The following is a 26637-nucleotide window of genomic DNA, read 5'->3' on the forward strand; positions in this document are numbered from 1 at the left end:
TTTTTTTAGATAAGAGATAAGGGTTAATATAAAAATTAACTTAATTAGCTCGTTATCATCTTGGTAGCTAAAATGTGTTTACACAAACCTCTATTAGTTTGGTGATTGGTGTACCAATTGCAAGTGCATTGTACTTTCTCGCCGTCGAGAATAACGGTATGGGTCACTCCCCCTGTTCCTTTTACATTGGCTTTCACATAATCACCGCGTTGTTCTACGATTTGTACTTCATTATTTTCAGTGAGTTTTTTGGCATTTTGCAAACGCGGGTTCAGACTTATCAAACGCTGGGGTTTGAAAGGCAAACGGCGGTAGAAATAATTGCCATCGGTGAGGTTGTAGCCCAATAGCCCTATGCTCGAAAGCGATGCTTGAAGGGTGGTCATAGTTCCCATATTTACATCGTTTTCAATAGCCACCATTGCAGGTGAGAATACTTCGTTAGTTTTGAAGAAATTGTTAATCCCTACAAGCCATTCCATAGGCACTTCTTCAATCATATTCTCCAAGTATTTTCCTTCACCCGAAAAACCTCGATATACATTGTCTGACAGCAAGAAAAGCATTTCTACTCCTTTGAAATGCAACACAAAAGCAACTGACTGCTCACTGCTACTACGATATACATAAAGACTATCGGCAAGCAGGAGTAAGCCTTGTAAAAGGTTGAGACGATGTACTCCTCCTATTTTGATAGCCCCTGTTGTAGCGGTAGGTGCAAAAGTGTAACCTACGCCACGTTTTACCAAGTAATAATCGTTTTTCACAGCTTGTTTGGGCAAAGAGCTGAAGAGCTGAATGGCTTCGGCTTTATTAAGTCGGTGCGCTAAATCCATTTCGGAAAGATATACTTGCACATTGCCCAAGCCCTTAATCCATCTATTGGGCAGGGTTACTTTCTTCTCTACGGTTTTGTGTTTTTCAGTAATAAAGTGTGTTTGCTTTTGCCCTACACTAAGCACCATTTTCTCCGAAGCTGTTACGGCATTGAAAGCACGCACGGTTACATCATTGAAATCGATATTGGTACAACCGCTCTGTAAGAAATCGCCGTCTAACACATCGTTGCGCAAGCCTACGCGAGCATAGACGCTATTACAAGACGAGAACCCCTCAAAAAGCAATTCGCCATTCCCTACCGAAATAATAGGGTCACGTAGTTTAGCAAGCACCCCAGGGGCGATAGCAAACTGAGAGGCTACAGTCTTCGCCAGTGTAGCGAGACACTTAGCTACTACAAAAGGTTGAGTGATATTACCCCAGAAAAAACAAGGCACAGCATTGTCTTCTTTAAGTTCAGAGCAGTGCGAAAAGATAAAATTCTTCTCGTGAGCCGTTACCTCCTCAATAACCGAGGCAAACGGATAAGCATATTCAAAGTCGTTCATTTTATTTATCAATTTATTAGGCAAAGATAAGGATAATTTGTTGATTAGCAAATTAGCCAATTGGCTAATTTTTTATGATTCATAGGTTTCTTTTCTTGCTTTTCAGCCAAAGGCAAATAAGCTTCTACTACTGCTTTTTGGAAAGCCTTTATCTTAGGGTCGCGGGTGGGCATATCCAAAAACTCCACAAAGCGATTGATAGGGGTGAGTTTTTGGGCGAGGATATCGGCTATAAAGTGTTGCAAATAACTGAGGTCTTCATCACGGCTAATGGCACGGAGGATATACTCTGCCGCGAGGTTGCGGGTTTCCTTTTTGTCGTGAAGCAAAGCCATCCCTATAAATATCCACCCACCGTGATGTACAGGCAGGTCGTATTCCAAGAGTAGTTGCAAAGGCTCACGCAGATTACGCTGGGTCTCGGCATCACTATCGCCTACATAGAGAGGGGTGTATTTACCTAAGAGCACATCTACATACTGAGGGTTTAGAGAAATTACATAACGCAGAGTATCAGTATCCCAGCGATCGTATGCCCCTGCATTGTAGCAATTGTAGGGCAATCGGTCAAATACGCTGCTATCAAAAGGACTTGCCAAGGTATAGTTGTAATAGTCATCTACATATACCTTTTCCAAGAAAAACTGTTTGAACTCTCCCTCTATCTCGTAAGACGGGAAGAAAGGTTTTACAGCCGAAAGATAGTCTTTGGCAGTCGTAGTTTCAAACTCGGTAAATACTTTGTCAGGGTGTTTTAGGCGGGTGATTTGCGTCCATAATGGCAGGAGCTCCTCTGTAGGGGTTACCACATCAGAAAGTCCGAAGAGGTAGCCCAAGGCAAGTGCATATTGTCCTGAGAGTGAGCGTACTTTCTCCTGTGCTTCAGGGGTAATGGTACTCAATAACAATCGGTTGCAAGCCACTACCAAGTCGTCCAAATCTACTTCTTTGCCTGCTGTTTGATAAGCGAGCAGTCGGTCGGCAAGGGTTTCAGCATCCATATAGAAAGGTGCGTGCGTAGGGGTGGAAAGGAAAGGCAGTTTGCTACCCGATTTGAGTTTGTTAAGCGTTGCCTTTACCTTATAGAGTAGGTAAGGAATCTCATCACGCAAATACCAAACATTGTGGAGCACACACGCTTGCTTGAAAGGTTCTTCTTCTTCGGTGTTAAGGCGTCTTACTTGGGCGTTCATCTTTTTCCACTCCTCAGGAGACTCCAAAGGTCTGTCCTCTACCCACCCCGCAAGGAGCAGTTGCAAGGCTGCCAACTGTACATTGAAATAATACATCCCATTGACCTGCGGGATATAAGGGGCGAGTTGCTCCTTGAAGTTTTCAGGCAATTGGTCTTGTAGCTGTACCAGTCCTTCAAAGAAAAGGTCGATAGTAGCAGCCGTACGCTCGCGTAGGCAGTTGCCAAGGAGGAAGAGGAGTTTTTCAGGGGTTGGGGTGCAGGAAACAGGTGTCAGGGTGAGAGCTGTGTGGGAGGTGTGGGAGGTGCGAGCCGCACGGGCAGTTTGGGAGTTCTCAGAATTTTCTGATGGACTTAGGGTTGCAAGGAGGTCTTGAGCTTTGCCTTTTAGGTAATCGCGGTAAGAGGCAATGATTTCGGGGAGGCCTTCGTGATTAAAATAGGTAGTGAGGAGGTTGGCAACTTTTTCTTGGAGCTTCACGTCGGGGACGGTGAAAAGTACCGCTAATTGCTCGCGGTAGTCGGGATTAGTAGGGGCTTGCTTTTTATAGTATTTTTCTAAGATATTTAAACCTATAAGCTGGGTTTTGGCTATTTTTGGGGTACCAAAACAAAGCGCAAAGTTGTCGGCAAAGGCTTGGAAGTCAAAGGATTTTTCGTCAGCTATTTGCTTGATGAGTTTGATAGCAAAGTTCACTACTGAGGTCTTATCGCTACTGAGCAGGGCAAAAAGAGTCTGTTGAGAAGGAAGGAGCTCTTCTGTTGTAGGGTTGAAGTCTTCAATTAAGCGACAGTAGCTGTTGGCAGTAGTAGTTTTTAGTGGACTGAGTAATATCTCTAAGAAGTTAGGGAGTACTTGGGTATCTTTGAAGTATCCTTTTTCTGCTAATATAAGCAAACTATCGTATAGGAAAGTGTTAGTAGAAAAGTTATCAGTAAGAAAAAAAGGTAATTTTGTACAAAGTTTTTCTGCAATGACTGGTCTTTTTAGTATAAAACTCTCTATTTCCTTATGTTTGCTCATTAGAAACAAAGCATCACATAGCTTTTCCAATAAAAAATTCTCCTCAAATGGGATAAAATCATTTTCATATAGCGACCATAGTACAGGGAAACCTAAATTTTTACAACTCTTCACATCTAACTGGGCAAGTTGTTCTAAGTGTAGTGGATTTTTCTCCTCTTTGAGTACTGAAATCAGTTTAGAGTTGTCGCGGCTGTATAATAAGTTTTGTAGTTCTTTGTCTAATATCTCAAATTTAAGGGTTTTTGTGTTTTTCTTTGCCATAAAATGATTTTATCAATTAAGGGACAAAGATATAATTTTTTATTTTATTTTCAAAATGAGAAGATATACAAAAAGGCGGTTGCAGCTATGAGGTTCTTACTTCTTATCTCTTAGCTAATTCAATGATTTCTAAGTTTTTGATTTCTTTACCTTCAATTTCAAAACGGAGCATAGTGCGTACTGTTTGCCAGCCATAAATGCCAGCAGCTCCTGGGTTGAGATGCAACAATTGAAATTGTGGGTCGTATTGTACTTTTAGAATATGTGAATGCCCCGAAATGAAGAGTTTGGGAGGGTGAGCTAAAATTTCTTGTTTGGCTAAAGGAGTGTATTTATTAGGATAACCGCCTATATGTATCATCAATACTTCTACTTGTTCACACTGAAAACGATTGACTTTGGGGAAGTACTGACGCACATCGGTACCATCGATATTGCCATAGACCCCGCGTAAAGGCTTGACAGCTTGAAGGGCTTCAATCACAGCCAAATTACCAAAATCACCACAATGCCAAACCTCATCGGCTTCATTGACATAGTGCAGGATGCGGTCGTCTATGTACGAATGGGTATCGGATAGGAGGAGGATTTTCATTGTACGTCCAATTTATGGTGCTGTTTGCCTTGAATTTTGTAGCAAGCGCGTTTAGCGGCTATTTCTTCGGCTTTTTTCTTAGAAGTAGAACGGGCGCGCGTTACCGAAAAACCTTGTACGTGTACTTTAGCAACAAAATATTTGGTTTCAGAACGGTCTTCCATATCTTCTTCAGCTTCAAAAGCAAAGTCCAATTTGTGTTTTTGACACCATTCTATCAATAAACTCTTGTGGCTAATCACTTTTCCTTCCAAGTTTTTGATATTGATATGCGGCAAGATAAGCTCTCGCTCTATAAAACGGAAGCAGGCTTTATAACCTCTATCTAAATAAATAGCCCCTATGAGCGCTTCGAAGAGATTGCCCGTAATATTATTACCCAATTGCCTTGGAGTGAGCTTGGTACGCAAAAAATCTAAGAGCCCCATATCTTTACCCAACTGGTTGAGATTGCGGCGTTCTACAATTTTGGAGCGCATTTTAGTGAGGTAGCCTTCATCTTGCTCGGGGGCATTGGTGAAAATATAATCGGCTATTACTGCGCCAAGTATGGCATCGCCCAAAAACTCTAATCGTTCATAACTTTTGCGCGTCGCCTTTTGGAATTGATAAGAAGGATGCGTAAAAGCCTCGCTGTAATAGGATAAGTTTTTAGGGGCAAAGCCTAATAGATTCTTTATTTTATTATAAAAAATCCCGTCTTTCTTTTTGGAAAAAAGACGGGGAAAAGCTAATATTTTCTTTAAGTTGAACACTTATAGTTTATATCTTTTTGAATAATAAGCACGCGTTGTGACCACCAAAACCAAAGGTGTTGCTCATCGCTACTTTTACGTCGCGGTGTTGTGCTTTGTTGAAGGTGAAATTCAAACGTTGATCTATTTTTTCATCGGGGGTTTCGAAGTTGATGGTAGGAGGTACAATACCGTATTTGATAGCGAGGATAGACGCTACTGCCTCTATTGCCCCCGCAGCACCGAGCAAGTGTCCTGTCATTGACTTAGTAGAGTTGATATTGATATCGTAAGCGTGTTCGCCGAAAACTTCGAGCACTGCTTTAGATTCGGCAACATCACCCAGCGGTGTAGAAGTACCGTGCATATTGATAGCATCGACTTCGTTTGCTGATACTCCTGCATCTTTCAAGCAGTTGATCATCACATTTTTAGCACCTAATCCTTCGGGGTGAGGAGCCGTCATGTGATAGGCATCAGCAGAGAGACCGCCTCCTGCTAATTCGCAGTAGATAGTAGCACCACGAGCTACCGCATGGTTGTACTCTTCAAGCACTACAGCTCCTGCTCCTTCACCTAATACAAAACCATCGCGATTGGCATCGAATGGACGAGAGGCTTTAGCAGGATTTTCGTTGAAAGTAGAAAGAGCGTGCAAAGCGTTGAAACCACCAATACCAGCAATGGTTACCGCTGCTTCTGAACCACCTGACACCATTATATCGGCATAGCCTAAACGGATGTAGTTAAGGGCATCAATCATAGCGTTAGCAGCTGAAGCACAAGCTGATACAGTAGTAAAGTTAGGACCTCTAAAGCCGTAGCGTATAGAAATCACGCCAGCAGCGATATCGGCTATCATTTTAGGAATAAAGAAAGGGTTGAAGCGAGGAGTTCCATCGCCTTGATTGAAGTTGGTTACCTCATTTTGGAAAGTTTCCAAACCACCTATGCCAGATCCCCAAATCACCCCTACACGATCTTTATCAAGAGCTTCGATATCAAGGTGGGCATCTTTGATAGCTTCATCGGAAGCTACTGCGGCATATTGTGCAAACTTATCGAGTTTACGGGCTTCTTTTTTGTCCATAAAATCCTCGATATTAAAGTTTTTGACTTCACAAGCAAACTGAGTTTTGAACTTAGAAGCATCAAAATGGGTAATAGGCGCAGCGCCGCTTTTACCAGCGACAAGACCTTCCCAAAACTCTGGGGCGGTATTTCCAATAGGGGTAAGAGCCCCTATACCTGTAACTACAACACGTCTTTTCTCCATATAGTTTTTTAAGTTTTTAGCATTTAGGTTTTAAAAAACAATTAGGCAGTAAGCTATCAACTGTGATATGGTGATAGCCTACTGCCTATGAGCCAATTATTGTTTAGCGTCTTCAATATATTTTACTGCTTGACCAACAGTTGCAATGTTTTCAGCTTGGTCGTCTGGGATTTGAATATCAAATTCTTTTTCGAATTCCATAATCAATTCAACAGTGTCTAATGAATCAGCTCCTAAGTCGTTAGTGAAGCTTGCTTCTGCAGTAACTTCATTTTCGTCTACGCCTAATTTATCAACGATAATGGCTTTAACTCTTGATGCAATGTCTGACATAATTTTCTTTTTTTATAATTTAATAATAATTACTGCCGGCAAAAGTATAACATTTTTTTTGAAACACAATCTTTTTCTGATAAATATTGTAGTTTTTTTGCGTTTAAAATTTTTAAAATACTCATTTATAATTAATTATATAATAGGGTTTGAAAGATAGGGTGTAGGGAAAAATTTGGCTATTACGCGGTATTTTTCAGTTTTTAGTTGTACGGGCGTTTGTTGTGCAGGTGTTTGTTGTGTGGGCGTTTGCAGCACATACCCAGCTATCGCTGGCTTTCCTACATAACATACTATAAAAGCTGTTGATAATCAGAGTAATTAACTTTGCCAAAGTCTGAAACTTTAGCAAAGTGTAGCGACGCAAAAATGATTTTGATACTTTTTGGACAGCGTCATACATATCATAATTCAAAAATGATTGATTACCAGTGCAATCAACTTTGGCAAAGTGTGAAACTTTGCTAAAGTGTAGGGATACAAATTACTAACAGCTCACGACCACACTTATAGCATTTCCGCCAAAACCAACCGCATTGATTAAGATATGTTGTAATTTATCAGGGATAGATTCGGGAGGTGGCAGGTAGGGTACTGGCTCAAAATGATTGTTTTGCAACATTCTGACAGCCATAGTGAGGTTGAGCGCCCCACTGGCACCGTAGGTATGTCCGTGTTGCCATTTATTATTGGTGAGCAGTGGTTTCTTGTCGCCAAAAACAGCTTCTATAGCATTGAGTTCAGCTTGATCGCCTTTGATAGTACCCGTACAATGGGTTACAATGGCATCGATTTTGGGATTTCCGGCACTTGCCAAAGCCTGTTGCATAGAGGCTTGCAGACAATCGCCATTTTTGGAGAGGGATACACTATGGGTGAGCTTTTCGGTGGCAAAACCTATCCCCACAATATAAGCTAAGGCATTGGTGTGTTCTCCTTTTTCTAAACAAAAACAACCTGCCCCCTCCCCTAGCACCATTGTGCTTTGTTTTTTGGTCATATCCATTGCACGACAAGGATAAGGCAAGAGCAGACTGCTATAGATTTTCAGGGCTTTTACTTGGGCTATGGTAAAAGGAGTAAGCGGTGCTTCACTACCCCCCACTAAAAAGCGTTGTTCCATACCGCTTTCTAGCCACGCAATGGCATTGGCAATACCGTGCAAGGCAGTAGAGCAAGTAATGGAGTGTGAGAGTTCAAAGCCTTGATTGCCTAAATCTTGGGCTACCCACGTGCTGATATTACCCAAAGTAGTGGTAGGAGAAGCTAAGGTTTGGCAAGTGCCTTCAGCGAGAAAATGAGAATAATGTTTTTCAAACAAGGCCGTAGCTCCGCGAGAAGAGCCTATATTGATACCAAAACACAAATCGCGCCAATCAGCTTGCGCTACAGCCTCACGAGCGGTGTGTAGTGCATAGAGAACCGTAGCATCTAAGGGTTCATAAGCGGGATTGGAGTTTTTAAGTTTTTCTATTAAGGCTTGGTCACGTTCAGAGAGCTTGCCTTGGGGTATGTTGTTATGAAGAGTAAGAGCCTCGGCAGCGAGGGTACTCATTCCTGTAATAGCTATTTTCATTGATATAAAATAGTGGTTAAAGTATTGTTAGTCATTTAATTTTCTAGAAACACCAAATAATAGAAGTGATTTCCATAGTGTGTTTTTATAGTTTGAACAAAGTTTGCGCATTGAGGATAGTTGCTGAAGCCACTGTTTCGAATGGTATATTTTTGAACTGAGCTATGGTTTGAGCCACGTAAGGCAAAAAGGCGGGTTCATTGCGACGCGATTGATACTGAGATAGCTGACTTTGGGGTACGTTCTTGGGCAACATAAAAGGAGCATCGGTTTCTATGAGCATACGGTCTAAAGGCACGTAACGGACAACTTCTTGTAAATGAGCAAAGCGTTTGCTATCGCTCACAGCCCCTGTAAAACCTATATAATAGCCAGTATCTAAATAAGTTTTCACTTCTTTTAAACTACCGGTAAAGCAGTGTACTACCCCTTCGGGCAATCGGTTGTGTTCGGCGAGTATGGCAGTAAAACGCTCGAAGGCTGCACGCTCGTGCAGGAATAAGGGTTTATGCACTTCTTCAGCTAAAGCGAGTTGTGCGTGAAAGCACGCTTCTTGCACGGGGCGCGGTGAGAAATCGCGATCGAAGTCTAAGCCACATTCGCCTACGGCTACTACATACTTCTGTTTGAGTAAAGCGTGCAGATTTTTGATACTCTCGGCGTTCATCGTTTTGGCGTCGTGAGGGTGAATGCCAGCGGTAGCGTAAAGTCTTTTGGGGTATTTTTTGGCTAATGCTAAAGCCTCATTACTGCTACGCACGCTTGTCCCTGTAAGAAGTATTGTATCTACTTCTGCCTCTATGGCGCGGTTTATAATTTTGTCGTACTCACCTGCGAATTGCTTATTAGTGAGATTTATGCCTATGTCTATCATTAGTTGTTAGGGGTTAGTTATTTTATTGTCTGAACTTTTTCATTTCAGCTTCGGTATAGTCAAAGAAGCGAGCGACCTCTTTACTATTTACATCATAATAATTTTCTTGTATTACATAGGTTATCGTTCCTGTGGTGAGGTCTTTTACTGCAAATATCCAAGCTACTCGGCTATATAATGAATTGTAAACAAGTATCTTGAATTTTTTCAAGTGAAGTATATCAGTAGCATATTTCTCTACTTGCGCAGGTAATGCTCCTATATATTTAGTTTCCACCTTCATTTTTGTTTTTTGTTTATACACTACATTGTCCTTTATACCGGTTACTAACAAATAGTTTTTAGCCTTTTCTTGATCTTCTTTTTCATTTTTTGAAGTGCTTTTCACTAAGAAGATTTTCTTATTTGAGACTTTACATATGTAATAATCGGCGGTATCGTTATGCAACTTTTCGTTTTTGTGTTTACAATCACCTCTTTGTTCAAATTTTAGGGCATTCAGGCGTACATACGAGGGGGCAATAAGCTCAAATGTTCCTGTTATAGAGGGGAAACAGTCGTTGCCACAAGGGGCAAAGTAAAATGATTTATATTGATTTTTGTCGTTCTTTTCAAATACCGTTGCAAAACCTGCTATTTCATCTTCGTCTTTTGTAAGTTCAAATAAGTTGCTGTCTTCTTCTTTGAATTTACCCAACAGAGTGTTGGTTATCCATTCGCCTTTTAAGGGATTTTGTGCGTATATTGACGGCGCACATAGTAACAAGGTTATTAAAAAATGTTTCATAGTTGTTTATAGGGGTTAGGGGATAGGGGTTAGGGTGTCATTTCCTGTTAATTGTTATTTATTATTTGCTAATTGTAATATGAGGCAACCAATGGCATAGCATATTATATCAGCCCACGAGAAGTGATTGCCCAGAATGATATAGCCTATACTTCCTTTAGCAAAGCCTAAATGAGAGGCTACTCCAAAATATTGCAGTATTTCTACCGCAACGGCAAAAGCAAATATGCCCCAAATGAGTTTGCCTTTGTGTTTCACTTTTACAAATGAAAGCACTAAGTAATACAGCAATATCACTACTAATACATCGCCGAGATAGCCACGTATAAATCCGATATTCTTGAATAGCGTTGCGATAAGGAACTCTACTCCAAAGAGGGCTAATGCCCAGATAAAGTATTTTTTGTTGAATGTTAGGGTCATTGTTAGGTGTTAGGGAATAGGGGTTCTCCGTTGAGATTGGTGGTGAGGGCTTCGGTCATAAAGTCGAAAAAGGGGCGCATTGCTAAGAGTCCTTGTACTACTTTTTTATCGAAACCTTCGGCGGTAGCTTCTTGGAGCGTGTAGTCGCGTTTGAGTAGGAACTGCTTTTTGCGCAAATAATCAAGCATAGGATCATCTTTTTCAAAGCCTTTGGGAGCTGTTTTGAGTTCGTCGCCCCATAGTTTTCCGCCGAACTCTTTTACAATGCCTTTATCGGTCATTACTTTTAGGAAATCATCGGGGTTGAGAGAGATTTCCTGACGCATACGCAACAAATCATCTTTATTGGGGTCGAAGAATCCTCCCCCTATAAAAGTTTCTTGCGGACTGATATGCACGTAATATCCCCCGCGATAATGAGGTTGTTTGCGCTGTATGTAGCAACCGAAGTGAGTTTTGTAAGGCGTTTTATCCTTAGAGAAGCGCAAATCGCGGTAGATGCGGTATATTTTGAGAGGAGCTACAGTGTCGTGCGCTGCAATTTCAGCATAAATATGTTTAAAGAATGTGGTAGCTTGCAATTTAGCGCTTTCATAAGCGTTTTTATGAGCGTCGAACCACTCTTTGTTGTTATTTTTAGCGAGGTCAGTAAGAAATTGAAACATAATTTTAATGACGAGATACGAGTTACGAATTACGAATGACGAGTTACGAAATAGCCCCCGACCCCCCGAAGGGGGACAAGCCGCAAAAGCGATTGTTATTTGTCCTAACGGGAACAAGTTACAAATTACGAATGACGAGTTACGAATTACGAATGATGAGGCAAAGGTAGTAATAATTTGCTAATTAGCAAATTTGCTAATTTACTAATTATCGCTATTTTTGCAACGTGAAACAAAACCAAACTATGAACGACGATTTGTTATACCTCATTGCCTTAAAGAAAATTCCACTTATAGGCGATATTACTGCCAAAAAACTTATTGCACACTTTGGGAGTGCTAAAAATATATTTGCACAACGCCGAAGTAGCTTAGAAAAAGTAATGGGTATAGGTTCTAAAATTACCCAAAATATCCTCAACTCTCAGTACTTACAAGAAGCTGAAACTGAGTTGCTCTTTACTGAAAAAAACGGCATCAACATTGTTAGTTATACCGATGCTCACTACCCTAAACTACTGAAACAGTGCGTTGATAGCCCTATACTCTTCTACCAAAAAGGACACATAAACCTGCAAAACAAACGACTGCTGAGCATTGTAGGTACCCGCAATATCACGACTTACGGCACGGCATTTTGCGAACAACTGATAGAAGAACTCGCCCCACTTGATGTGGTGATTGTAAGTGGTTATGCTTATGGGGTGGATATCACGGCACACAAAGCTGCAATGAAACACCGCTTGCAAACAGTGGCTTGCCTCGCTCACGGTCTTAACCTTATCTACCCTGCTACTCACGCGAAATACTGTGAGGCAATGGAAGAGAACGGCGGTTTTATCACTGATTTCAGTAGCCAAAGTCCGTTTGATAGGAAGAATTTTTTAAGTAGAAATCGCATTATTGCAGGGCTTACGGAAGCTACTGTAGTGATTGAATCGGGTAAAAAAGGGGGAAGTTTGGTTACTGCTGATATTGCTTTTTCATACAACCGCGAAGTATTTGCCGTACCAGGTCGTACGACAGATACTTATAGCATAGGCTGCAATGAGCTGATACGCAACCGCAAAGCTAATATACTCACCTCAGCTAAAGACCTCATTTACCTACTGAATTGGGATACTCCCGCCCCTAAAGCCGTACAACAAGAACTTTTCATAGACCTCAGTCCCGATGAAGAATTGGTGGCAAACTACCTCAAAGAGAATGGCAAACAAGCTTTAGATGAACTCGCTCTCGGCTGCCAAATACCTATCTACCAACTTTCTAATTTACTTTTCCAAATGGAATTGAAAGGAGTGGTAAAACCACTGCCAGGGAAAATGTTTGAGATTAAGTAACTGGTAACAATTAACAAGTAACAATTAACAGAAAGATTATACATATTGATATGGATGCTTTCTACGCCTCGGTAGAGCAACTCGATTTTCCTGAATTGAGAGGAAAAGCAATTGCAGTAGGCGGAGGCGAAGCGCGCGGTGTGGTGGCAACAGCCAGCTACGAGGCGCGCAAATTTGGTGTGCGCAGTGCTATCAGTGGGGCGCAGGCGCGCAAATTGTGTCCACACCTTATTTTTGTAAAACCCCGCTTTGAACGCTACAAGCAAATATCAATGCAAATACGCGCTATCTTCTACGAATATACTGATTTGGTGGAACCTCTCTCCCTCGACGAGGCTTACTTAGATGTTACTGTAAACAAAAAAGGCAACCCGTCGGCTACCCTTATCGCCCAAGAAATCAGGCAGCGCATCTTCAATGAAACAGGACTTACAGCTTCAGCAGGTATTTCGGTAAATAAGTTTATTGCCAAAATTGCTAGCGACTACCACAAGCCTAACGGACAGACTACTATCACTCAGGCTGAAGTACAAGATTTCTTAGACAAACTCGATGTGCGCAAATTCTATGGCATAGGCAAAGTAACTGCCGAAAAGATGTATCAGTTAGGAATTTTTAAAGGAAAGGATTTACGGGAGAAATCATTAGCGTTCTTAGAACGGAATTTTGGCAATAGCGGACATTATTACTATGAGCTCTCACGAGGTATTCACCGCAGTGAAGTTCAGCCTTTTAGGATTCGCAAATCAGTAGGTGCTGAAGAAACTTTTGCCGAAAATCTCACCAGTGAGGTCTATATGGAACGCGAACTTGAACGTATAGCCGAGGATGTCGTCCGTCGTCTTGAAAAACAGCAAGTTGCAGGTAAAACTATCACCTTGAAAATAAAATACAGCGACTTCACTATTCAAACACGCAGCAAAACCCTTAAAGATTTTATTAGTAGCAAAGAGGAAATTCTTTTGCACATCAAAGAATTGCTCTACCAAGAACGGTTGAGTGAATCGGTACGGTTATTAGGTATTTCGGTCTCTCACCTCAACAATGAACCTGAAAAAGAGATTGTAAAACAACCGATGTACATACAGTTGAAATTAGAATTTCCAGAGTATAGGGAATAGGTATCAGGGGTCAGGGGATAGGTAATTAAAATGTTAAACCGATGTTTAATTGATGAAAAGTATTCGTTTTTTGGAGGGTAAAAACTCCTATTTGGGTATTGAGTCCCACAAAATAACTGAGTGATGACGATATTGGGTGATGGTACTGTAAATGTGCTTGGAAAACTTGTTCATCGGAGGTGAGGAAACGGGCATTGTGCAAAAGCATTTCGCTGAGGGATACTTCACTATCATTGCGGAGTACATAGTTGCCTTTTAGTGTATTGCGATACTGGTAATGCAAACCTGCAACGCCTATACTCTTCTTCCCTAAGGGCGCTACAACACTCATTTTTATCCCTATATTCATATAATCAAAACGCTGAAAACTCCTCACAAGGGTATAGTCCTCACGATGAGTTTCATAACCTACATAAGGTGCTATGTGATATTGCAAATCACTATTGTTAGAGAAAAACATTGCCAATTGGTAGTGCTCTTTTTTTAGAGTATAATTCTCATTTTTAGCTACTACTTCCGTCCAATTGCTATTGCGCCCTGAAAGAATAGGCTCTACCCCACTTTTGGTTTGCAGAGAGTAATATCCTTTGAAACCATAGAGATAAGTATCTTTGCGAAACAGCTTTGTCAGCTCGGTATATAGGGTACGATTGGTAAGTGTTACAGCTATCACACCATTATCTTCTGTCATATATTTTTCGATTGCCAATTGCTGGTAATTGGCAGAGAGGAAAAGGTTGTTTTTTCTGCTGATATTCAGTCCACCACCATATCCATAACCTTCATAAAAAGCTCTGAGTTTGTTGCCTTTCAGCAGGTGGTTGTAATAGCCTAAGCCATTGAGATGATAGACTGAAGGGCTCCCCAATTCATTGAAAAATTTGAGTTCGTTAGACTGGGTATATTTCTGGAAAGAAGCATATATTCCTGCTTGCCACTCCCCTACTCTCCACATAAATCCTGAGCGTAATTGCAGATTAGAAGTGATATTTTTAGGACGCGGGTCTTTGTTGCGACTTGCTAATTCGGCTTGGTAATCCAAACTGATACCCCAATGCAGTCGTTGCCATTGCTTGGCAAAACCACCCATAAAAGCGTATTGCTCGCTATGCAAGTCGCCCCCTACAGCATCGGCGGTGAAGTATGGATAGAGCAAATCACTATCTACCAACTCATTCCAACGCACTTTTCGCAGTTCTTGATTTTTATAGGACGCATTGCCCCAAAGCGTGCGTGTGCTATCATAAGGGAAGAAAGAGGTTGCTTTTGCTGAAAAAGCGATATGCCCTTCAGGATACTGTTGAGCATAAGCCTCCTTATCACTTCTTTCATAAGTTGCTTGTACGGTAGAAAAGCGATGTTTTCCCCACTTGGGCATCGTAGCTGGATTCTGAAAATAAGCCTTGTAAAAACGAGAGATATTTTGCTGTTCTTTCAGCTTTAGCAAGAGGGTATCAGTGTTTTGCCCCCAGCTTATTTGGCAGAGGAAAACAAAAAATAATATGTTTATGAATCGATTTATCAACTTAGTGTGAGCCAGTGCGAGCCGCACGGGCAGTTTGTTAATTTGTTAATTTATAAAAAGATTGTCTGAAAAGTTTTTATACTATAAGGGCGGTTGCAAAAATTTCTTATATTGTAAGGGCGTTTGCAGCACATACCTAGCTATCGCTGGCTTTCCTACATAATATACTCTAAAAGTGATTGATTATCAGAACAATCAACTTTATCAAAGTCTAAGGACTTTGACAAAGTGTTGCGATACAAATACTTCTTGTGTTATGAGTTTTTACTTCTTAAAAATTAAAAAGTGATGGTGTTACACGAGCATCGAAATCTTCGGTGGAGTTATTCGTGTCTTTTAACACACGGCGACCGTTTTGCTGACTTGTTACTTTGCGGCGCACTCCTTTGCGATAACGAGAAGCATCTCCTTGACTTTCGGAGGCGTAAGTCCAACCACTATCTAAAGAAACATCAGTTACAAGCCATTGAAAGTCTTCTTTTTGTGCGAGATTTACAGCATCGATAATCCACGTATTGGGGATTTTTACGGCATCACCTTCTGAGTCAAATCCTGATTCATCTTTGTATGTATAAGAATACTTCTCTAACTCTATAACCCCCTTTGGCATTCTGGCAAGTGCAAAAGCGTTGATTGCTTGATGATTGATTACTGCATCTTCAAACTTTACGAACATATTAGGCACTGCAGCATTATCGGGGTCTTCATCGTCTGCTTCATCTTTGATTTCAAAATTAGCTTTCTTCAAATCTATTGAATTACTATTAAGTTCTTTGTGATTGATAGCCGTAAGGGCAATGATGATGCTCTCGCCTGCTGCTACGGGGTATTGCTTGCCATTCCCTGGTATTTGGTATACCGCATTGGCTGTAAAAGCTTGGTTCATTATATTTGGCGTATAGGTTTGTTTATCATTGGTTTGGAACGCCGATTGTACCAAAAGCAAACCATCAGCATAGAGAACTCTAGAAGTAGGGTTGTAAATCTTGAAATAACTATCATCTAAATATTGTTTGCCTTGTGGAGTAGTTGTGCCCGTGATAAAAATCTCTTCAATAAGTAAATCTTTATCCTCATCACTTACAATTGTTTTTAAAGTGATAGGCAGACTGTAAGTAGTGGCTGTGAGTATGTTGAGTTTGGGTATTAAGGTAGTTACTTCACCTGCATAGGTAGTGCTACTTTGGGTGTAACTCACAGTACCCGTGGCACGTACCTCATAGCTACCCGCAGGAATACTCAGTTGGAAATCGTTGGTAGTAGTGTTGTGATATACTTTTTCTACCTTCTCATTTTTGTTGAGCTCAGTAAGGGTAAGGGTGAGCGTGCCATAGTGGGTAATGTTTACTTTATCAGGGACTTGTAAATGAAGGGTTATGTTCAAAGATTCGGTAGCGATACCGTTGTTATCGTCTTTCTTACAAGCATTTAGGAGCACTAAAACAAGTGCTACAGCTAAAAATTGTTTTAAGTGTTTCATATTAATTAATTTGGTGCGATCCGGTGCGAGTCGCGCGGGCAGTTAGGTGCGATCCGCACGGGCAATTTATTAATTTGTTAATTATAAATAGGTTATCCGAAAAAAGTTTTTATATTGTAAGAGCGTTTGCAGCACATACCCAGCTATCGCTGGATTTCCTACATAACATACTATAAAAGTGATTGATTATCAGGATAATTAATTACAATGAACTTTGGCAAAGTGTGAAACTTTGCCAAAGTGTTGCGATACAAAAGCGACTTTTCACTTTTTCACTTTTTAAGTGTGGGCGTAGTGAGTATCTCGAAATCGTCGGTAGAGTTATTGGTGTCCTTAAAAATAGGTTTTCCGTTATTTTGAGAGAGGACTTTACGGCGTACAGATTTGCCGTAACGAGAAGCATCTCCTTCATCATTAGCTACATAAGTATAACCAGCATCTAAAGAGGGAGCTGTAACTATCCACTCGAAACCTTTTTTAGTACTTAAATTTACAGCATCTACTATCCAATTATTAGGAATTTTCAAAGCCTGTCTCTGCATTAATTTTGTTCCTATTTTGTATTCATAATCATACTGAAGTGTAGCTGTGGCAGTACCTTCAGGGAAGCGTGCTATCACATAACTTCTATTGCCTCTGTTGTTGAATATAAAAATACCATATAAGTTGATATTGTTAGTCACTCCTACCCCATCAACATCTTTTACTCTTGGAGGGTAGAAGTTTTCAAAATCAGCTTTTGAAAGGTCTATAGAATTAGGGTTATTTTCTTTATGATTAATTCCTTGTTCTGCAATTACAATAGAAGCACCAGGCTGTACGGGATATTGAGTGCCTGTACCTGGAATTTGCACCATACTTCCTGCAGTAAAGGCTTCTGCCATTATATTGGGAGTATAATCTCTTTTGGTTACGGTTAGGAACTCAGAATCTGCTAAAACCAATCCATCGGCATAGAGCACTCTATCAGTAGGGTTATACAATTTGATGTATTGGTCACCAAAATACTGTTTGCCTTCTGGAGTTGCTGTACCTGTAAAGAAAATTTCTTCAATGATAAAATCTCCTTCTCCTGAGGGAATGATTTTTAGACTAAGGGGTACTGTGTAGGTAGTAGCTGTAAGAATATCAATCTTACTTACAAATCCTGCTACTTCACCCGTGGCAGTGGTACCACTTTGAGTGTAATTTACGCTACCAGCAGCACGTACTTCATAACTACCTGCTGATAATTCTAACTTAAAATCACTACTTGATACATTGTGATATACCTTTTCTACCTTCTCATTTTTGTTGAGCTCGGTGAGAGTGAGGGTGAGGGTAGCGTATTGAGTGATAGCTACCTTGTCGGGGGCTTGCAAATGAAAAGTTACAGAAAGAGGTTCTGTAGGGATGCCATTGTTGTCGTCTTTTTTACAAGCGTTTAAGAGCACTAAACCAAGTGCTACAGCTAAAAATTGTTTTAAGTGTTTCATATTAATTTGTTAATTTGGTGCGATTCGTATGGGCAGTTATTTGTTATTTGTTATTTGAGTGAAACGTTCATTTCCATTCCGAAATAGGGATTGATGAGTCCGCGGCGGTTGATATATTGATTATTGACGCGGTAATCTTCATAAAAGTTGAACAAATTGTTTACGTACATTGAGAGTGTGAAGTACTTATAGAAATCTTTAGATATTTTTAGATGTATGTTCATAGATAGTGGGGTTCTATCGCTGAGACTTATAGTTGTAGGGCGTATGAGCCATTGCAATACAGGGTCATTAGCTTCTGCCGCTGTATATGGGTGACGCACTCCATCCTCACTGATGTAGTGAGTAGGCACACGACTAAGTGGTGGATTGGTGTTAATAGTATACCAAGTGAGGTCGCAACGCACAGAGGTTGTGAGTTTTAGTTCGGGGAGGTAAGTATCGGCAATGAGACTGGTTTCCAGCTGTTCGCGGTCGTACTTCTCCACTTCGGGGTATACTCCCAGATTGTAATGTTTGCGGTTGTTGATCACATCTTTATCGGCAAAGCGATATACGGGCAATGAGTTGTAATATAGGCTGTGAAACCACGCTCCACTGAGTGTAAAACGAGTGTTGAGCAACTGAAGGCGCTTACTGCTGTATTGAAACTCAACCCCTTGTTTATCAATAGCTGAGCCATTGCTCTCCATATTTGAGAGTATCAGGGCATTTTGCACTGTATAGGGCAGTTTTTCTACCAAAGGAGGAGCAGTAATTGTGTTGTGATTGAGCCCTGTAGCATCGTATTTTTTAAAGAATACCTTATGATAATCACTCATTTTTCGGAAGCCCGATTGCATACGCTCATCAAAATAAGTGATGAACAATGAATGATGATTGTATTCTAACCCAAGGCGTACTTCGGCTTTGTTGTTCACGGCAGGCATTATGTCGTAGTTCACTTGCGGAAAAATGTAAGTTTTGTAGTGTAATTGGCGGTATGCTTTTTGGTTGTGATAGTAATTTAATTGTACAAAATCTTCGTATTTATCTTGAGGGTAGAGCATTTCTTGAGTGGGGAGTTTGCTGTGTTTCCCCCAGCCTGCTGTAAGACTGATACTGAGAGCTTTTTGGTTAGCGAACTCAATTTTTGGGAAAGTAACTTTCACATTCACACGAGGGTCGAAACACACTTTGTTGTGCAATGCGTAGCGAGAATCGAGTCCCAAAAGGGTATTGGCTCGCAAGCCCGCACGCACGAGAAATTCGGTATGCCAAAAAGTTTTCTCTAACTGTTCTTCAGCATAAAAAGCCATATCTTGCATTGCAGGAATGCTCTTGAAAGTACGCGGACGGGTGTCCATTTCGGGTGATGGTGGGTGTGCCAAATCATATACCTGCCCCAGACCGTTGTTTTTGTTATAGTTGTAAGTAAGTCCGATTAGTAATTCGTTGCGATAGCCCGAAAAGAGCTTGTGAGAAGCCGTTGAGAGGTCGGCATAGAGGTTTAGTGGTTTGCCATCAACAATTAAGTGTGACACATAGTGAGGATCGGAAAATGCTCCGTAAAATTCACCAGCTTCTGTATTTGTGAAGACAGGGCGCGCATTGGCAATTTGCACCCATTTGTCTTGCTCAATACGGTCAAAACTCTGTGAATAACTAGTTTTGAGTAGCAATGTTTTGAAGAATGCTTGAGGAAGTTCATATTTCAGCCCATTGGCAATGCGGATATTGTTGTAAGTAGATTGATAAGCGTCATAGCGATCGAAGCCCGCATCGGGGTCACGTTTTTCTTTATCAATAGTCCCCGTATAGTCGATGCTAAAATTCCACGTAAGCGGATTTGTTGTATTAAAAAGTTTTTCAGCACGTGCTGAAGCAGTATAACGCTTGTAGTTTTCAAAGCTGTTACGCGGGTCGGGTTGTGCATTCAAATAATCCAAACTAAAGTTGAGTTTGAGGCTATTTTCAAAAAAACTGAAACCTTTACCTATATAGAAAAGTTTGCTAAAACCATCGGCTTTGGCGCGTGCCCTAAGGGGAGTATAGCCTTTTTTGCGGTGAATTGTTACTACCCCACTGCTGATATCGCCAAATTTCACCGATGGAATACCGCGTATAATCTCCACTGTTTCAATATCATCGGTAGCGATGGTGCGCATATCCACCCCTGAGCGGGTAGTGTTGCGCTTATCATCGGCATAGCCTGACTGTGGAGTGATAATCATTCCGGATCCTACTGTAGATTGCATATTGCTATTCACATCTAAGGGAACACCATCGATATTAAAGCCTACGCCTAAAGAGGAAATACTATAACCAGACATAGGAGTGCCCGTCTGTCTAAGGGTGAGGGTATTGGCATAGTTCAATGAGGGAGTAGTAACTTGGCGACCAGGGAGCAGACTCACTAAATCGGCAAAGCTGGAAGGCTGAAGATGTCGCATTGCCTTACGGTCGATAAGCGAAGTAGAAGTGGGCGCAGGAAGTTCTTTAGCAGTTACCACTACTTCCTCTAACTGAATGGGTTGGGTAGTAGCAGTTGTTGTGCTGGTAGTGGTAGCAGTAGCTGTTTGAGCGTAAAGTGTTGGGGAAAAAAGAGAGAATAGGAGGAATATCCCAATGAAAATATTGGGAAAATAATAGAGAGGACAATGCATTCTTTCACTTTTCACTTTTCACACTCATTAAAATCGAGGGCAAAGGTAATACTTTTTTTGAATTACATAAAACAATTCTAAATAAATATATGAAATAATTCTAAATAGGAGTGAAAAACTCAGTAAACACTCTGTTATATTTGTAACAAAATGTTTGTCCTTTGTAGAAAATGCGTATTTATTTTTCTGAAGATGAGATATTAGCTACCTTTGCGCTCAAAATCTAATGTCGGACGACTTATAACTTACGAACTATGTTAAATAAATTTTCTCCTACTTTTTGGGTAGCAAGCTTCCTTCAGTTGATGGAGCGCTGGGCTTATTACGGTATTTTTACGCTTTTGGGGCTTTATTTAGTTGCCTCTACTGATAAGGGCGGACTTGGTTTTGACCACTTACAGAAAGCGAGTATAATGGCAAACGTTTCGGCTATTCTTTATCTTTTGCCTCCTATTTTTGGGGTGATTGCCGACCGTATTGGCTACAAACTTTCGTTAGTAATTTCGTGTGCTATTACCGCAGTAGGCTACTTTTTGATGGGAGAAGTTACCGATTATGCAGCAGTATATTCTATATTTCTATTATCGGCTATTGGGGCAGGATTTTTTAAACCTGTAGTCAATGGTATTGTGGCGCGTAATACCGATGAAACCACCAGCACTATGGGATTTGGAATTTTCTATATGATGGTGAACATAGGGGGCTTCTTAGGTCCTGCAATGTCGTCCTACCTCCGCACCGAATATGGTTGGCGCATTATCTTTATACAAGGAGCTGTAGTAATGACTATCAATGTGTTAGTAGCTTTATTCCTCTATAAAGAACCTAAACTCGCTCAAAAAATCAGAAAGCCTTTGCTCACCGAAATCAAAGAATCACTGATGCACATTGTTGAGGCTTTGAAAGACCGCCGACTTACCGTGCTATTGCTTTTGATGGTAGGCTTTTGGACGATGTTCAACCAGCTTTTCTACACCTTGCCTAACTTTATTGAAGATTGGGTAGACTCATCAGCTTTGAGTGCGTGGATTAATGAAAAATCATCTTTTTTAGGCACTATCCTCACCTCTGAAGGACAAGTGAAAGCTGAGTGGTTTATCAACATAGATTCGTTTATGATTATCTTCTTTCAAGTGCTTGTATCGTATTTTGTAACCAAAATGAGCCACGTGAGCGCTATGATTAGAGGGACAGTTATCGCCACTTTAGGGGTAACGCTTACTTTTATGTTCAACAATCCGTGGTTTACTATTATAGGTACCGTGATTTTCTCGGTAGGAGAAATGGCTTCCAGCCCCACCCTATCGGCTTTTGTAGCACAAATTACACCTAAAGGCAAAGAAGCACTCTATCAAGGTACGGTATTTTTGCCCGTAGCCGCAGGAAATTACCTCACAGGTTTCTTTTCAGGATATTTATATACTGAATGGTCAGATAAATACAGTTTATTGAAAATAGAATTAGCCAAACGCGCTATTGAAATGCCTAAAAACCTCACTAAAACTCAATATTTTGAGTTGGCAAGTCAGAAATTAGGACTCAGTCAGTCGCAAATTACAGAACTGCTTTGGCAGGCTTATAATCCTGCAAAACTCTGGTATGTGATTTGTGCTTTGGGGGTATTTGCAGCTGTTTCATTGTACATTTACAATAGACAAGTGTCAGGTAATAGGCAGTAAGTGTTAGGTATCAGGTGTTAGGAGATACTGGCACTGTGATATGTGAATGATAAAAATTTTGGCGAAGTCTAAGGACTTCGCCAAAATTTTTTGTTGTTGATAATGTGATTTTATTTTACTAATCGTGCTATTTCTTTGAATTTAGGGTGCTCGGCAGTACGCAAAAGGGCAAAGAGGGCTGCTTCGGTACTCAAAAGGGTAGCGCCTGCATCGCGGAGCATTGTGAGTCCTATTTGCTTGTTACTCTCGGTGCGCGAAGAAACAGCATCGGCAATTACTGATACTTCATAACCATTGGCTAGCAAATCAACTGCTGTTTGATAGATACAAATATGAGTTTCAATGCCTATAAGGAGTACTCTTTTTCGTTGATTGTCATAGAGTTGTTGCTGAAAATCAGTATTATCCCAAGCTGAAAAGCTACTTTTTTTCACTGGAGTTTTAGAGCTTAATAGTTCGGCAATCGCGGGGTGAGTCACCCCTAACTTATCGGGCATTTGTTCTACCCAAACTATAGGAAGTTCCAAGTGTTTGCAACCTTCGATAAGGATAGTGCTATTGCGCAAAACTTCTTCACTTTGATAAACTATTTGCGATAATTTACCTTGAATATCAAGGATTACTAATTGTGTATTTTCTGTTGTCATTACAATGTTTTTTATTGCCGACAAAGGTAATAAAAATTTGCTAATTTGACAATTTATAGATTTTGTCAAAGTTTGTGGCGCAAAAATTACAAGTTAATTCTGATTGATTATAAAAAGAATAGGGACGAGTTGTTTCGCCCCTATTTTTTTAATCTCCAAAGCGCATTCCTATAGAGAAAGGATATTCGTTTACTGGGTTGTTGCGGAAGAGTGGTGCGAGGCTGTAACGCGCGTAAATAGAAAAACTCTTGTATCCCAAGTGTGCTGAGAGTCCATATATGAACGGACTCACGTTCAAATCGTTACGCATAACCGTTTTATAGGTATCACCTCCATTGTTGTACTTTATTTTTTGGCTATCACCTATAGCCACCCCCACATAACCGCCAAATCCTACTCTAAAACTTTCGTGAGTGGGGTAAACGGTAACCCCTTTTTCAGTTTCAGGAGGTGTAAAATCAAACTCAAAATCTATAGGTACAATGAGGTAATTGGTACGCAATTTAGATTTACTGAGTTTGTTAGCGGTATAAGGTACCGATTTTGTCACATCGTTTTCTCTTACAAAATACTCGCTTTCCTTGAATTTGAGTCCGTTGTGCATCCAAGCAATTCCATAGTTGATATGGAATAAATTGTTAGTTTTGAGCAAGCGAAAGCCCGTAGTAAATCCTATTTCAAATGTTCTTGAGCCTAAGGTTTGAAAACGACTATCACCAAAATTACTATCGTTTCTGAGGTTGCAAATACCTACAGATGTATAGATATTCAATTCATCAGAAGCGCGATTCGTATTTGGTTTTTTGTTTTCTTTACTGCGCAAAACCTTCTCCAACTCTTGCATTGCACGCAAATAGTCCTTGGCTTTATTCACATTAAGGGTATCAAGAGTATTTACAATAGCCTTTGAATCTACTTGCTCGCGTATAAGTTTTGCTAAATGCTCAGCCTCGGCAGCGGTTTTTTCTTTGATGTTCTTCTCGGTAGTGGCTGTGAGGTCTTCCTTTATCTGTAAGCCCAATTCTTCGGTAATTTTCTTATCTTTAAGCAGTTCATTAACAGCTGAAAGTTTTTTCTTGAGCGTTTCTTTTTCTGAAGAAACTATAGAATCTATTGTGGCTTTGGATTTTTTAATAGCCTCTTCAGAATTATTTTGTGCGGTGATGACGCTTGTCGCCAACAAGCAAGTCATCCATAATAGATGTAATGTTTTCATTTTCTGATACTTGTTTTTAACTTTTATTATTTGATACGACACGTGTTCCTATTTCTTTGAGTAGCCTTTCAGCTAAGAATTTTACTTTGTCCTTCAGCTGTTCTTTTTCAATGGTGTTGAAGGTTTTATCTTGCTGATATTTTTCAGTAACATATTGGTTGAGTTCTGCTTGAGTAGTAGCTACAAGAGCTAAATATTCGGGGGATAGGTGCTGCAAATCGGCAGCCATTTGGGCTTCCATCTGCTTGGTGATTCGGCTTTGTATAGCATCGGCGGTATACTGGGTGAAAAGAGTATCTACCGCATTGATATCGATAAGGGTAATCTCCTCTTTTGAGGAAGTAAGATATGGGGCATATTGGCTATTTTTGAGAATTGAGGGGTGTGAACTGCACTGGCTGTCTTTAAGAGTTGTAGGCACTATAGGGTGCGGGCTGGTTGTAGGCACTGATGACTTTACAACAATGAGTTTTTTTGAGACGTGGAGGTCATTATTGGGTTCAGTGTATTGTTGCCACAAGTATCCTATTGCAAGGCATAACAGTACCGCAGCTGCCGCAGTGTAATACCACAGTTTCCGCCTCTTTTGCCCAGTTGGCAAGGTTTCACTCTCGGCTAATTGGGCTTCTAATTGTTCCCACAAAGCAGGTGAAGGGTTGATTTTTCTGTACCTAAATAAGCGTTGTATATTGTCTTTCCACATGTTTTAAGCTCTTTTTTTATAAGTTGTTACGTGTTGTTGCAAAAGTTTTTTGGCATACGCCAATTGTGATTTAGAAGTACCTTCGCCGATAGAAAGCTCTTCGGCGATTTGCTTGTGCGAATAGTCCTCAAACACATAGAGGTTGAAAACGGCACGGCAAGCGGTAGGCAATTGGTCTACAAAGGATTGTATTTCGGTATCGCTAAAAGTTTCGTTCTCTAAGTAGGCATCATCTACCGTGTCGTAAGTGTCACTCCAGTCGGCAAAGGATAGCTTTTGTGTTTTGCTTCTGAGGAAATCTATACACTCATTCACAGCGATTCGCCGCATCCAAGCGTAGAAATGTTCTTGTTCTTGGTACTTGTTGATATGAGTAAAAATTTTGAAGAAGGCTTTTAGTAGGGCATCTTCGGCAAATTGCAAGTCGTTGATGTACAGCCTGCACACGCTCAACAAAGCAGGAGCGTACTGGTCGTACAGCTGCTTTTGCGCTAAGCGGTCGTTGCGTTGGGCTTTTTCTATAAGGTATTTGTCGATTTGCACTTTGGTAATGGTAAATAATTAATCTCTTTTGTCCTTATAAACGAAGAAAAAATAAAAAGGTTGGAATTTGATTAGATTTTTTTCAATTTATCAATTGAGATAAAAACTCACTCCTATTGAAAGAGGGTGTATCTCGGTAGGGGTATGCTGGAAGAGGGGTGCTAAACTGTATTTGGCATAGATTGCCAAACCTCCATAGCCTATTTGAGCAGAAACCCCATAAGTGGCTCTATTGGGTTTTAGATTGTTGCGAAGAACGAGTTTGTAATCCTCATCATTTTCTTCATATTTAATTTTTTGAGTAGCATCTATAAGTCCGCCAAAATAACAACCTATTCCTATATGGCTTTCTCTTCTAATTTTCTTTTGCAATTCGATAGGAATGATAAGGTAATGCAGACGTAATTTTGAGCTTTTCAAGGGTTTTCCATAAGGCATTAAGCGCGAGGTTTCATTTTCTGTTACAAAATAGTTATCGCCTTTGATTTCAAATCGGTTGTTTTGCCACACCAAGCCTGCACTAATAAAGAGTCGTCGTTTTTCGCTGATACGTGCTATAAGTCCCAAGCCTAAATCGGTATGGAGATGAGGTTTAAGTTGATTGTTGTCGCCTATTGCCGTTTGCAAGCCCATTGCCATATAAGGTCGGGGTTGTAGCGTTTGGTCGTTGTCACCATATCGCATTCTATTCTTGTAAAGCTCTCTTCTTTCTTCTTCGTAAGCCATTTTCAGCTCATCGGTGATGAGGCTATCAAGAGTAGTTGTTTTAGGAACGGTATCTATAGCGATTTGAGAGTTTTTTTGCTGTAGTTCAGAGTTTAATTGCAAGGCTTGTTTGTAGTAATGTAGGAGAATGTGTTGCTTGTTAGCCTCGCGAATTTCCTTTGCCATTTGGTCATACTCTCCTGAGGTAATTTTCTCTTTGTCGAACAAGTATCTAAGCAACTCCAATTTATAATACATCTGGTTATCTTCGGCAAGTTTTAAGGAGTCAAACGTATTTCTTGATTTCTGGATAATGTTTTCAAAAGGGGTTTGAGCCCAAAGATGAGGGGCGAGACATAGAGCGATGAGTGATACAATTTGTTTCATAATGGGGATTTATTTATTTGATTATAAATAAAAAAGACTT

The 26637-nt window shown here is 40.5% G+C and carries 23 protein-coding genes; 3 read left to right on the plus strand and 20 right to left on the minus strand.

What is annotated here, in order from left to right:
- Positions 1–44: 44 nt before the first annotated feature.
- The 11 genes from CGC57_RS04170 to CGC57_RS04220 form a co-directional block, all read right to left on the minus strand.
- Positions 45–1388 carry a hypothetical protein gene (locus tag CGC57_RS04170; RefSeq protein ID WP_095898088.1) on the minus strand — a complete coding sequence of 448 codons (1344 nt, stop codon included), beginning with the start codon at positions 1386–1388 and terminating at the stop codon, positions 45–47.
- 44 nt (positions 1389–1432) lie between these two features.
- Positions 1433–3868, minus strand: coding sequence for a DUF6493 family protein (locus CGC57_RS04175; RefSeq protein WP_095898089.1), 2436 nt, complete (start codon positions 3866–3868; stop codon positions 1433–1435).
- Positions 3869–3971: 103 nt separating this feature from the next.
- Entirely contained in the window at positions 3972–4463 is a 492-nt protein-coding gene (locus tag CGC57_RS04180) for a metallophosphoesterase family protein (RefSeq protein WP_002680644.1), read from the minus strand.
- Positions 4460–5218 carry a ribonuclease III gene (gene rnc, locus CGC57_RS04185; RefSeq protein WP_002680618.1) on the minus strand — a complete coding sequence of 253 codons (759 nt, stop codon included), beginning with the start codon at positions 5216–5218 and terminating at the stop codon, positions 4460–4462. Before rnc ends, CGC57_RS04180 begins: the two co-directional genes overlap by 4 nt.
- Positions 5219–5225: 7 nt before the next feature.
- A complete protein-coding gene (gene fabF / locus CGC57_RS04190) occupies positions 5226–6473 on the minus strand; it encodes a beta-ketoacyl-ACP synthase II (RefSeq protein WP_002680603.1) in 1248 nt (415 codons plus the stop codon).
- A 96-nt stretch (positions 6474–6569) separates the two neighbouring features.
- Entirely contained in the window at positions 6570–6806 is a 237-nt protein-coding gene (locus CGC57_RS04195) for an acyl carrier protein (RefSeq protein ID WP_002680600.1), read from the minus strand.
- Positions 6807–7293: 487 nt separating this feature from the next.
- A complete protein-coding gene (locus CGC57_RS04200; RefSeq protein WP_095898090.1) occupies positions 7294–8382 on the minus strand; it encodes a beta-ketoacyl synthase N-terminal-like domain-containing protein in 1089 nt (362 codons plus the stop codon).
- Positions 8383–8467: 85 nt separating this feature from the next.
- Positions 8468–9256: a TatD family hydrolase gene (locus tag CGC57_RS04205; RefSeq protein ID WP_095898091.1), complete on the minus strand. Its 789-nt coding sequence runs from the start codon at positions 9254–9256 to the stop codon at positions 8468–8470.
- A gap of 22 nt (positions 9257–9278) precedes the next feature.
- Positions 9279–10043, minus strand: coding sequence for a hypothetical protein (locus tag CGC57_RS04210; protein WP_095898092.1), 765 nt, complete (start codon positions 10041–10043; stop codon positions 9279–9281).
- A 54-nt stretch (positions 10044–10097) separates the two neighbouring features.
- Positions 10098–10466 (minus strand): ribosomal maturation YjgA family protein, encoded by a 369-nt coding sequence (locus tag CGC57_RS04215; RefSeq protein ID WP_095898093.1) that lies wholly within the window; start codon positions 10464–10466, stop codon positions 10098–10100.
- A 2-nt stretch (positions 10467–10468) separates the two neighbouring features.
- Complete coding sequence (locus CGC57_RS04220; protein WP_095899455.1) at positions 10469–11134, minus strand: DUF2461 domain-containing protein; 666 nt, start codon at positions 11132–11134, stop codon at positions 10469–10471.
- Between the two features lie 242 nt (positions 11135–11376).
- Here CGC57_RS04220 and dprA point away from each other — a divergent pair, with 242 nt between their 5' ends.
- Both dprA and dinB read left to right on the plus strand, forming a co-directional pair.
- Positions 11377–12471, plus strand: coding sequence for a DNA-processing protein DprA (gene dprA, locus CGC57_RS04225; protein ID WP_095898094.1), 1095 nt, complete (start codon positions 11377–11379; stop codon positions 12469–12471).
- A 23-nt stretch (positions 12472–12494) separates the two neighbouring features.
- On the plus strand, positions 12495–13592 hold the full coding sequence (dinB, locus tag CGC57_RS04230) for a DNA polymerase IV (protein ID WP_095898095.1): 1098 nt from the start codon (positions 12495–12497) through the stop codon (positions 13590–13592).
- Positions 13593–13617: 25 nt separating this feature from the next.
- Here dinB and CGC57_RS04235 read toward each other — a convergent pair whose 3' ends face one another.
- From CGC57_RS04235 to CGC57_RS04250, 4 genes are all read right to left on the minus strand, one after another.
- Positions 13618–14970, minus strand: a complete 1353-nt coding sequence (locus CGC57_RS04235; RefSeq protein ID WP_232747271.1) for a DUF6850 family outer membrane beta-barrel protein — start codon at positions 14968–14970, stop codon at positions 13618–13620.
- 418 nt (positions 14971–15388) lie between these two features.
- On the minus strand, positions 15389–16597 hold the full coding sequence (locus tag CGC57_RS04240; protein ID WP_095898096.1) for a DUF4876 domain-containing protein: 1209 nt from the start codon (positions 16595–16597) through the stop codon (positions 15389–15391).
- Positions 16598–16869: 272 nt separating this feature from the next.
- A complete protein-coding gene (locus CGC57_RS04245; protein ID WP_095898097.1) occupies positions 16870–18072 on the minus strand; it encodes a DUF4876 domain-containing protein in 1203 nt (400 codons plus the stop codon).
- A gap of 50 nt (positions 18073–18122) precedes the next feature.
- Positions 18123–20732, minus strand: a complete 2610-nt coding sequence (locus tag CGC57_RS04250) for a TonB-dependent receptor plug domain-containing protein (protein ID WP_232747273.1) — start codon at positions 20730–20732, stop codon at positions 18123–18125.
- Positions 20733–20971: 239 nt separating this feature from the next.
- Between CGC57_RS04250 and CGC57_RS04255 the strand changes: the two genes are divergently transcribed.
- Positions 20972–22396: an MFS transporter gene (locus CGC57_RS04255; protein WP_095898098.1), complete on the plus strand. Its 1425-nt coding sequence runs from the start codon at positions 20972–20974 to the stop codon at positions 22394–22396.
- A gap of 110 nt (positions 22397–22506) precedes the next feature.
- Here CGC57_RS04255 and CGC57_RS04260 read toward each other — a convergent pair whose 3' ends face one another.
- From CGC57_RS04260 to CGC57_RS04280, 5 genes are all read right to left on the minus strand, one after another.
- Positions 22507–23043 (minus strand): isochorismatase family protein, encoded by a 537-nt coding sequence (locus tag CGC57_RS04260; RefSeq protein ID WP_095898099.1) that lies wholly within the window; start codon positions 23041–23043, stop codon positions 22507–22509.
- Between the two features lie 148 nt (positions 23044–23191).
- Positions 23192–24259 (minus strand): hypothetical protein, encoded by a 1068-nt coding sequence (locus CGC57_RS04265; protein WP_095899458.1) that lies wholly within the window; start codon positions 24257–24259, stop codon positions 23192–23194.
- 16 nt (positions 24260–24275) lie between these two features.
- Positions 24276–24962: an anti-sigma factor gene (locus CGC57_RS04270; protein WP_095898100.1), complete on the minus strand. Its 687-nt coding sequence runs from the start codon at positions 24960–24962 to the stop codon at positions 24276–24278.
- A gap of 3 nt (positions 24963–24965) precedes the next feature.
- Positions 24966–25505 (minus strand): RNA polymerase sigma factor, encoded by a 540-nt coding sequence (locus CGC57_RS04275; protein WP_095898101.1) that lies wholly within the window; start codon positions 25503–25505, stop codon positions 24966–24968.
- A gap of 90 nt (positions 25506–25595) precedes the next feature.
- A complete protein-coding gene (locus CGC57_RS04280) occupies positions 25596–26597 on the minus strand; it encodes an outer membrane beta-barrel protein (RefSeq protein WP_095898102.1) in 1002 nt (333 codons plus the stop codon).
- Positions 26598–26637: the final 40 nt, after the last annotated feature.

It is taken from the genome of Capnocytophaga sputigena, assembly GCF_002302495.1.
Lineage (GTDB): Bacteria > Bacteroidota > Bacteroidia > Flavobacteriales > Flavobacteriaceae > Capnocytophaga > Capnocytophaga sputigena.

Excerpts from the sequence above, each read along its gene's own strand:
- CGC57_RS04170 (WP_095898088.1), bottom strand. The coding sequence starts at position 1,388 with ATGAACGACTTTGAATATGCTTATCCGTTTGCCTCGGTTATTGAGGAG.
- CGC57_RS04175 (WP_095898089.1), bottom strand. The coding sequence starts at position 3,868 with ATGGCAAAGAAAAACACAAAAACCCTTAAATTTGAGATATTAGACAAA.
- CGC57_RS04180 (WP_002680644.1), bottom strand. The coding sequence starts at position 4,463 with ATGAAAATCCTCCTCCTATCCGATACCCATTCGTACATAGACGACCGC.
- fabF (WP_002680603.1), bottom strand. The coding sequence starts at position 6,473 with ATGGAGAAAAGACGTGTTGTAGTTACAGGTATAGGGGCTCTTACCCCT.
- CGC57_RS04195 (WP_002680600.1), bottom strand. The coding sequence starts at position 6,806 with ATGTCAGACATTGCATCAAGAGTTAAAGCCATTATCGTTGATAAATTA.
- CGC57_RS04200 (WP_095898090.1), bottom strand. The coding sequence starts at position 8,382 with ATGAAAATAGCTATTACAGGAATGAGTACCCTCGCTGCCGAGGCTCTT.
- CGC57_RS04205 (WP_095898091.1), bottom strand. The coding sequence starts at position 9,256 with ATGATAGACATAGGCATAAATCTCACTAATAAGCAATTCGCAGGTGAG.
- CGC57_RS04210 (WP_095898092.1), bottom strand. The coding sequence starts at position 10,043 with ATGAAACATTTTTTAATAACCTTGTTACTATGTGCGCCGTCAATATAC.
- CGC57_RS04215 (WP_095898093.1), bottom strand. The coding sequence starts at position 10,466 with ATGACCCTAACATTCAACAAAAAATACTTTATCTGGGCATTAGCCCTC.
- dprA (WP_095898094.1), top strand. The coding sequence starts at position 11,377 with ATGAACGACGATTTGTTATACCTCATTGCCTTAAAGAAAATTCCACTT.
- CGC57_RS04235 (WP_232747271.1), bottom strand. The coding sequence starts at position 14,970 with ATGCCCAAGTGGGGAAAACATCGCTTTTCTACCGTACAAGCAACTTAT.
- CGC57_RS04240 (WP_095898096.1), bottom strand. The coding sequence starts at position 16,597 with ATGAAACACTTAAAACAATTTTTAGCTGTAGCACTTGTTTTAGTGCTC.
- CGC57_RS04245 (WP_095898097.1), bottom strand. The coding sequence starts at position 18,072 with ATGAAACACTTAAAACAATTTTTAGCTGTAGCACTTGGTTTAGTGCTC.
- CGC57_RS04255 (WP_095898098.1), top strand. The coding sequence starts at position 20,972 with ATGTTAAATAAATTTTCTCCTACTTTTTGGGTAGCAAGCTTCCTTCAG.
- CGC57_RS04260 (WP_095898099.1), bottom strand. The coding sequence starts at position 23,043 with ATGACAACAGAAAATACACAATTAGTAATCCTTGATATTCAAGGTAAA.
- CGC57_RS04265 (WP_095899458.1), bottom strand. The coding sequence starts at position 24,259 with ATGAAAACATTACATCTATTATGGATGACTTGCTTGTTGGCGACAAGC.
- CGC57_RS04270 (WP_095898100.1), bottom strand. The coding sequence starts at position 24,962 with ATGTGGAAAGACAATATACAACGCTTATTTAGGTACAGAAAAATCAAC.
- CGC57_RS04280 (WP_095898102.1), bottom strand. The coding sequence starts at position 26,597 with ATGAAACAAATTGTATCACTCATCGCTCTATGTCTCGCCCCTCATCTT.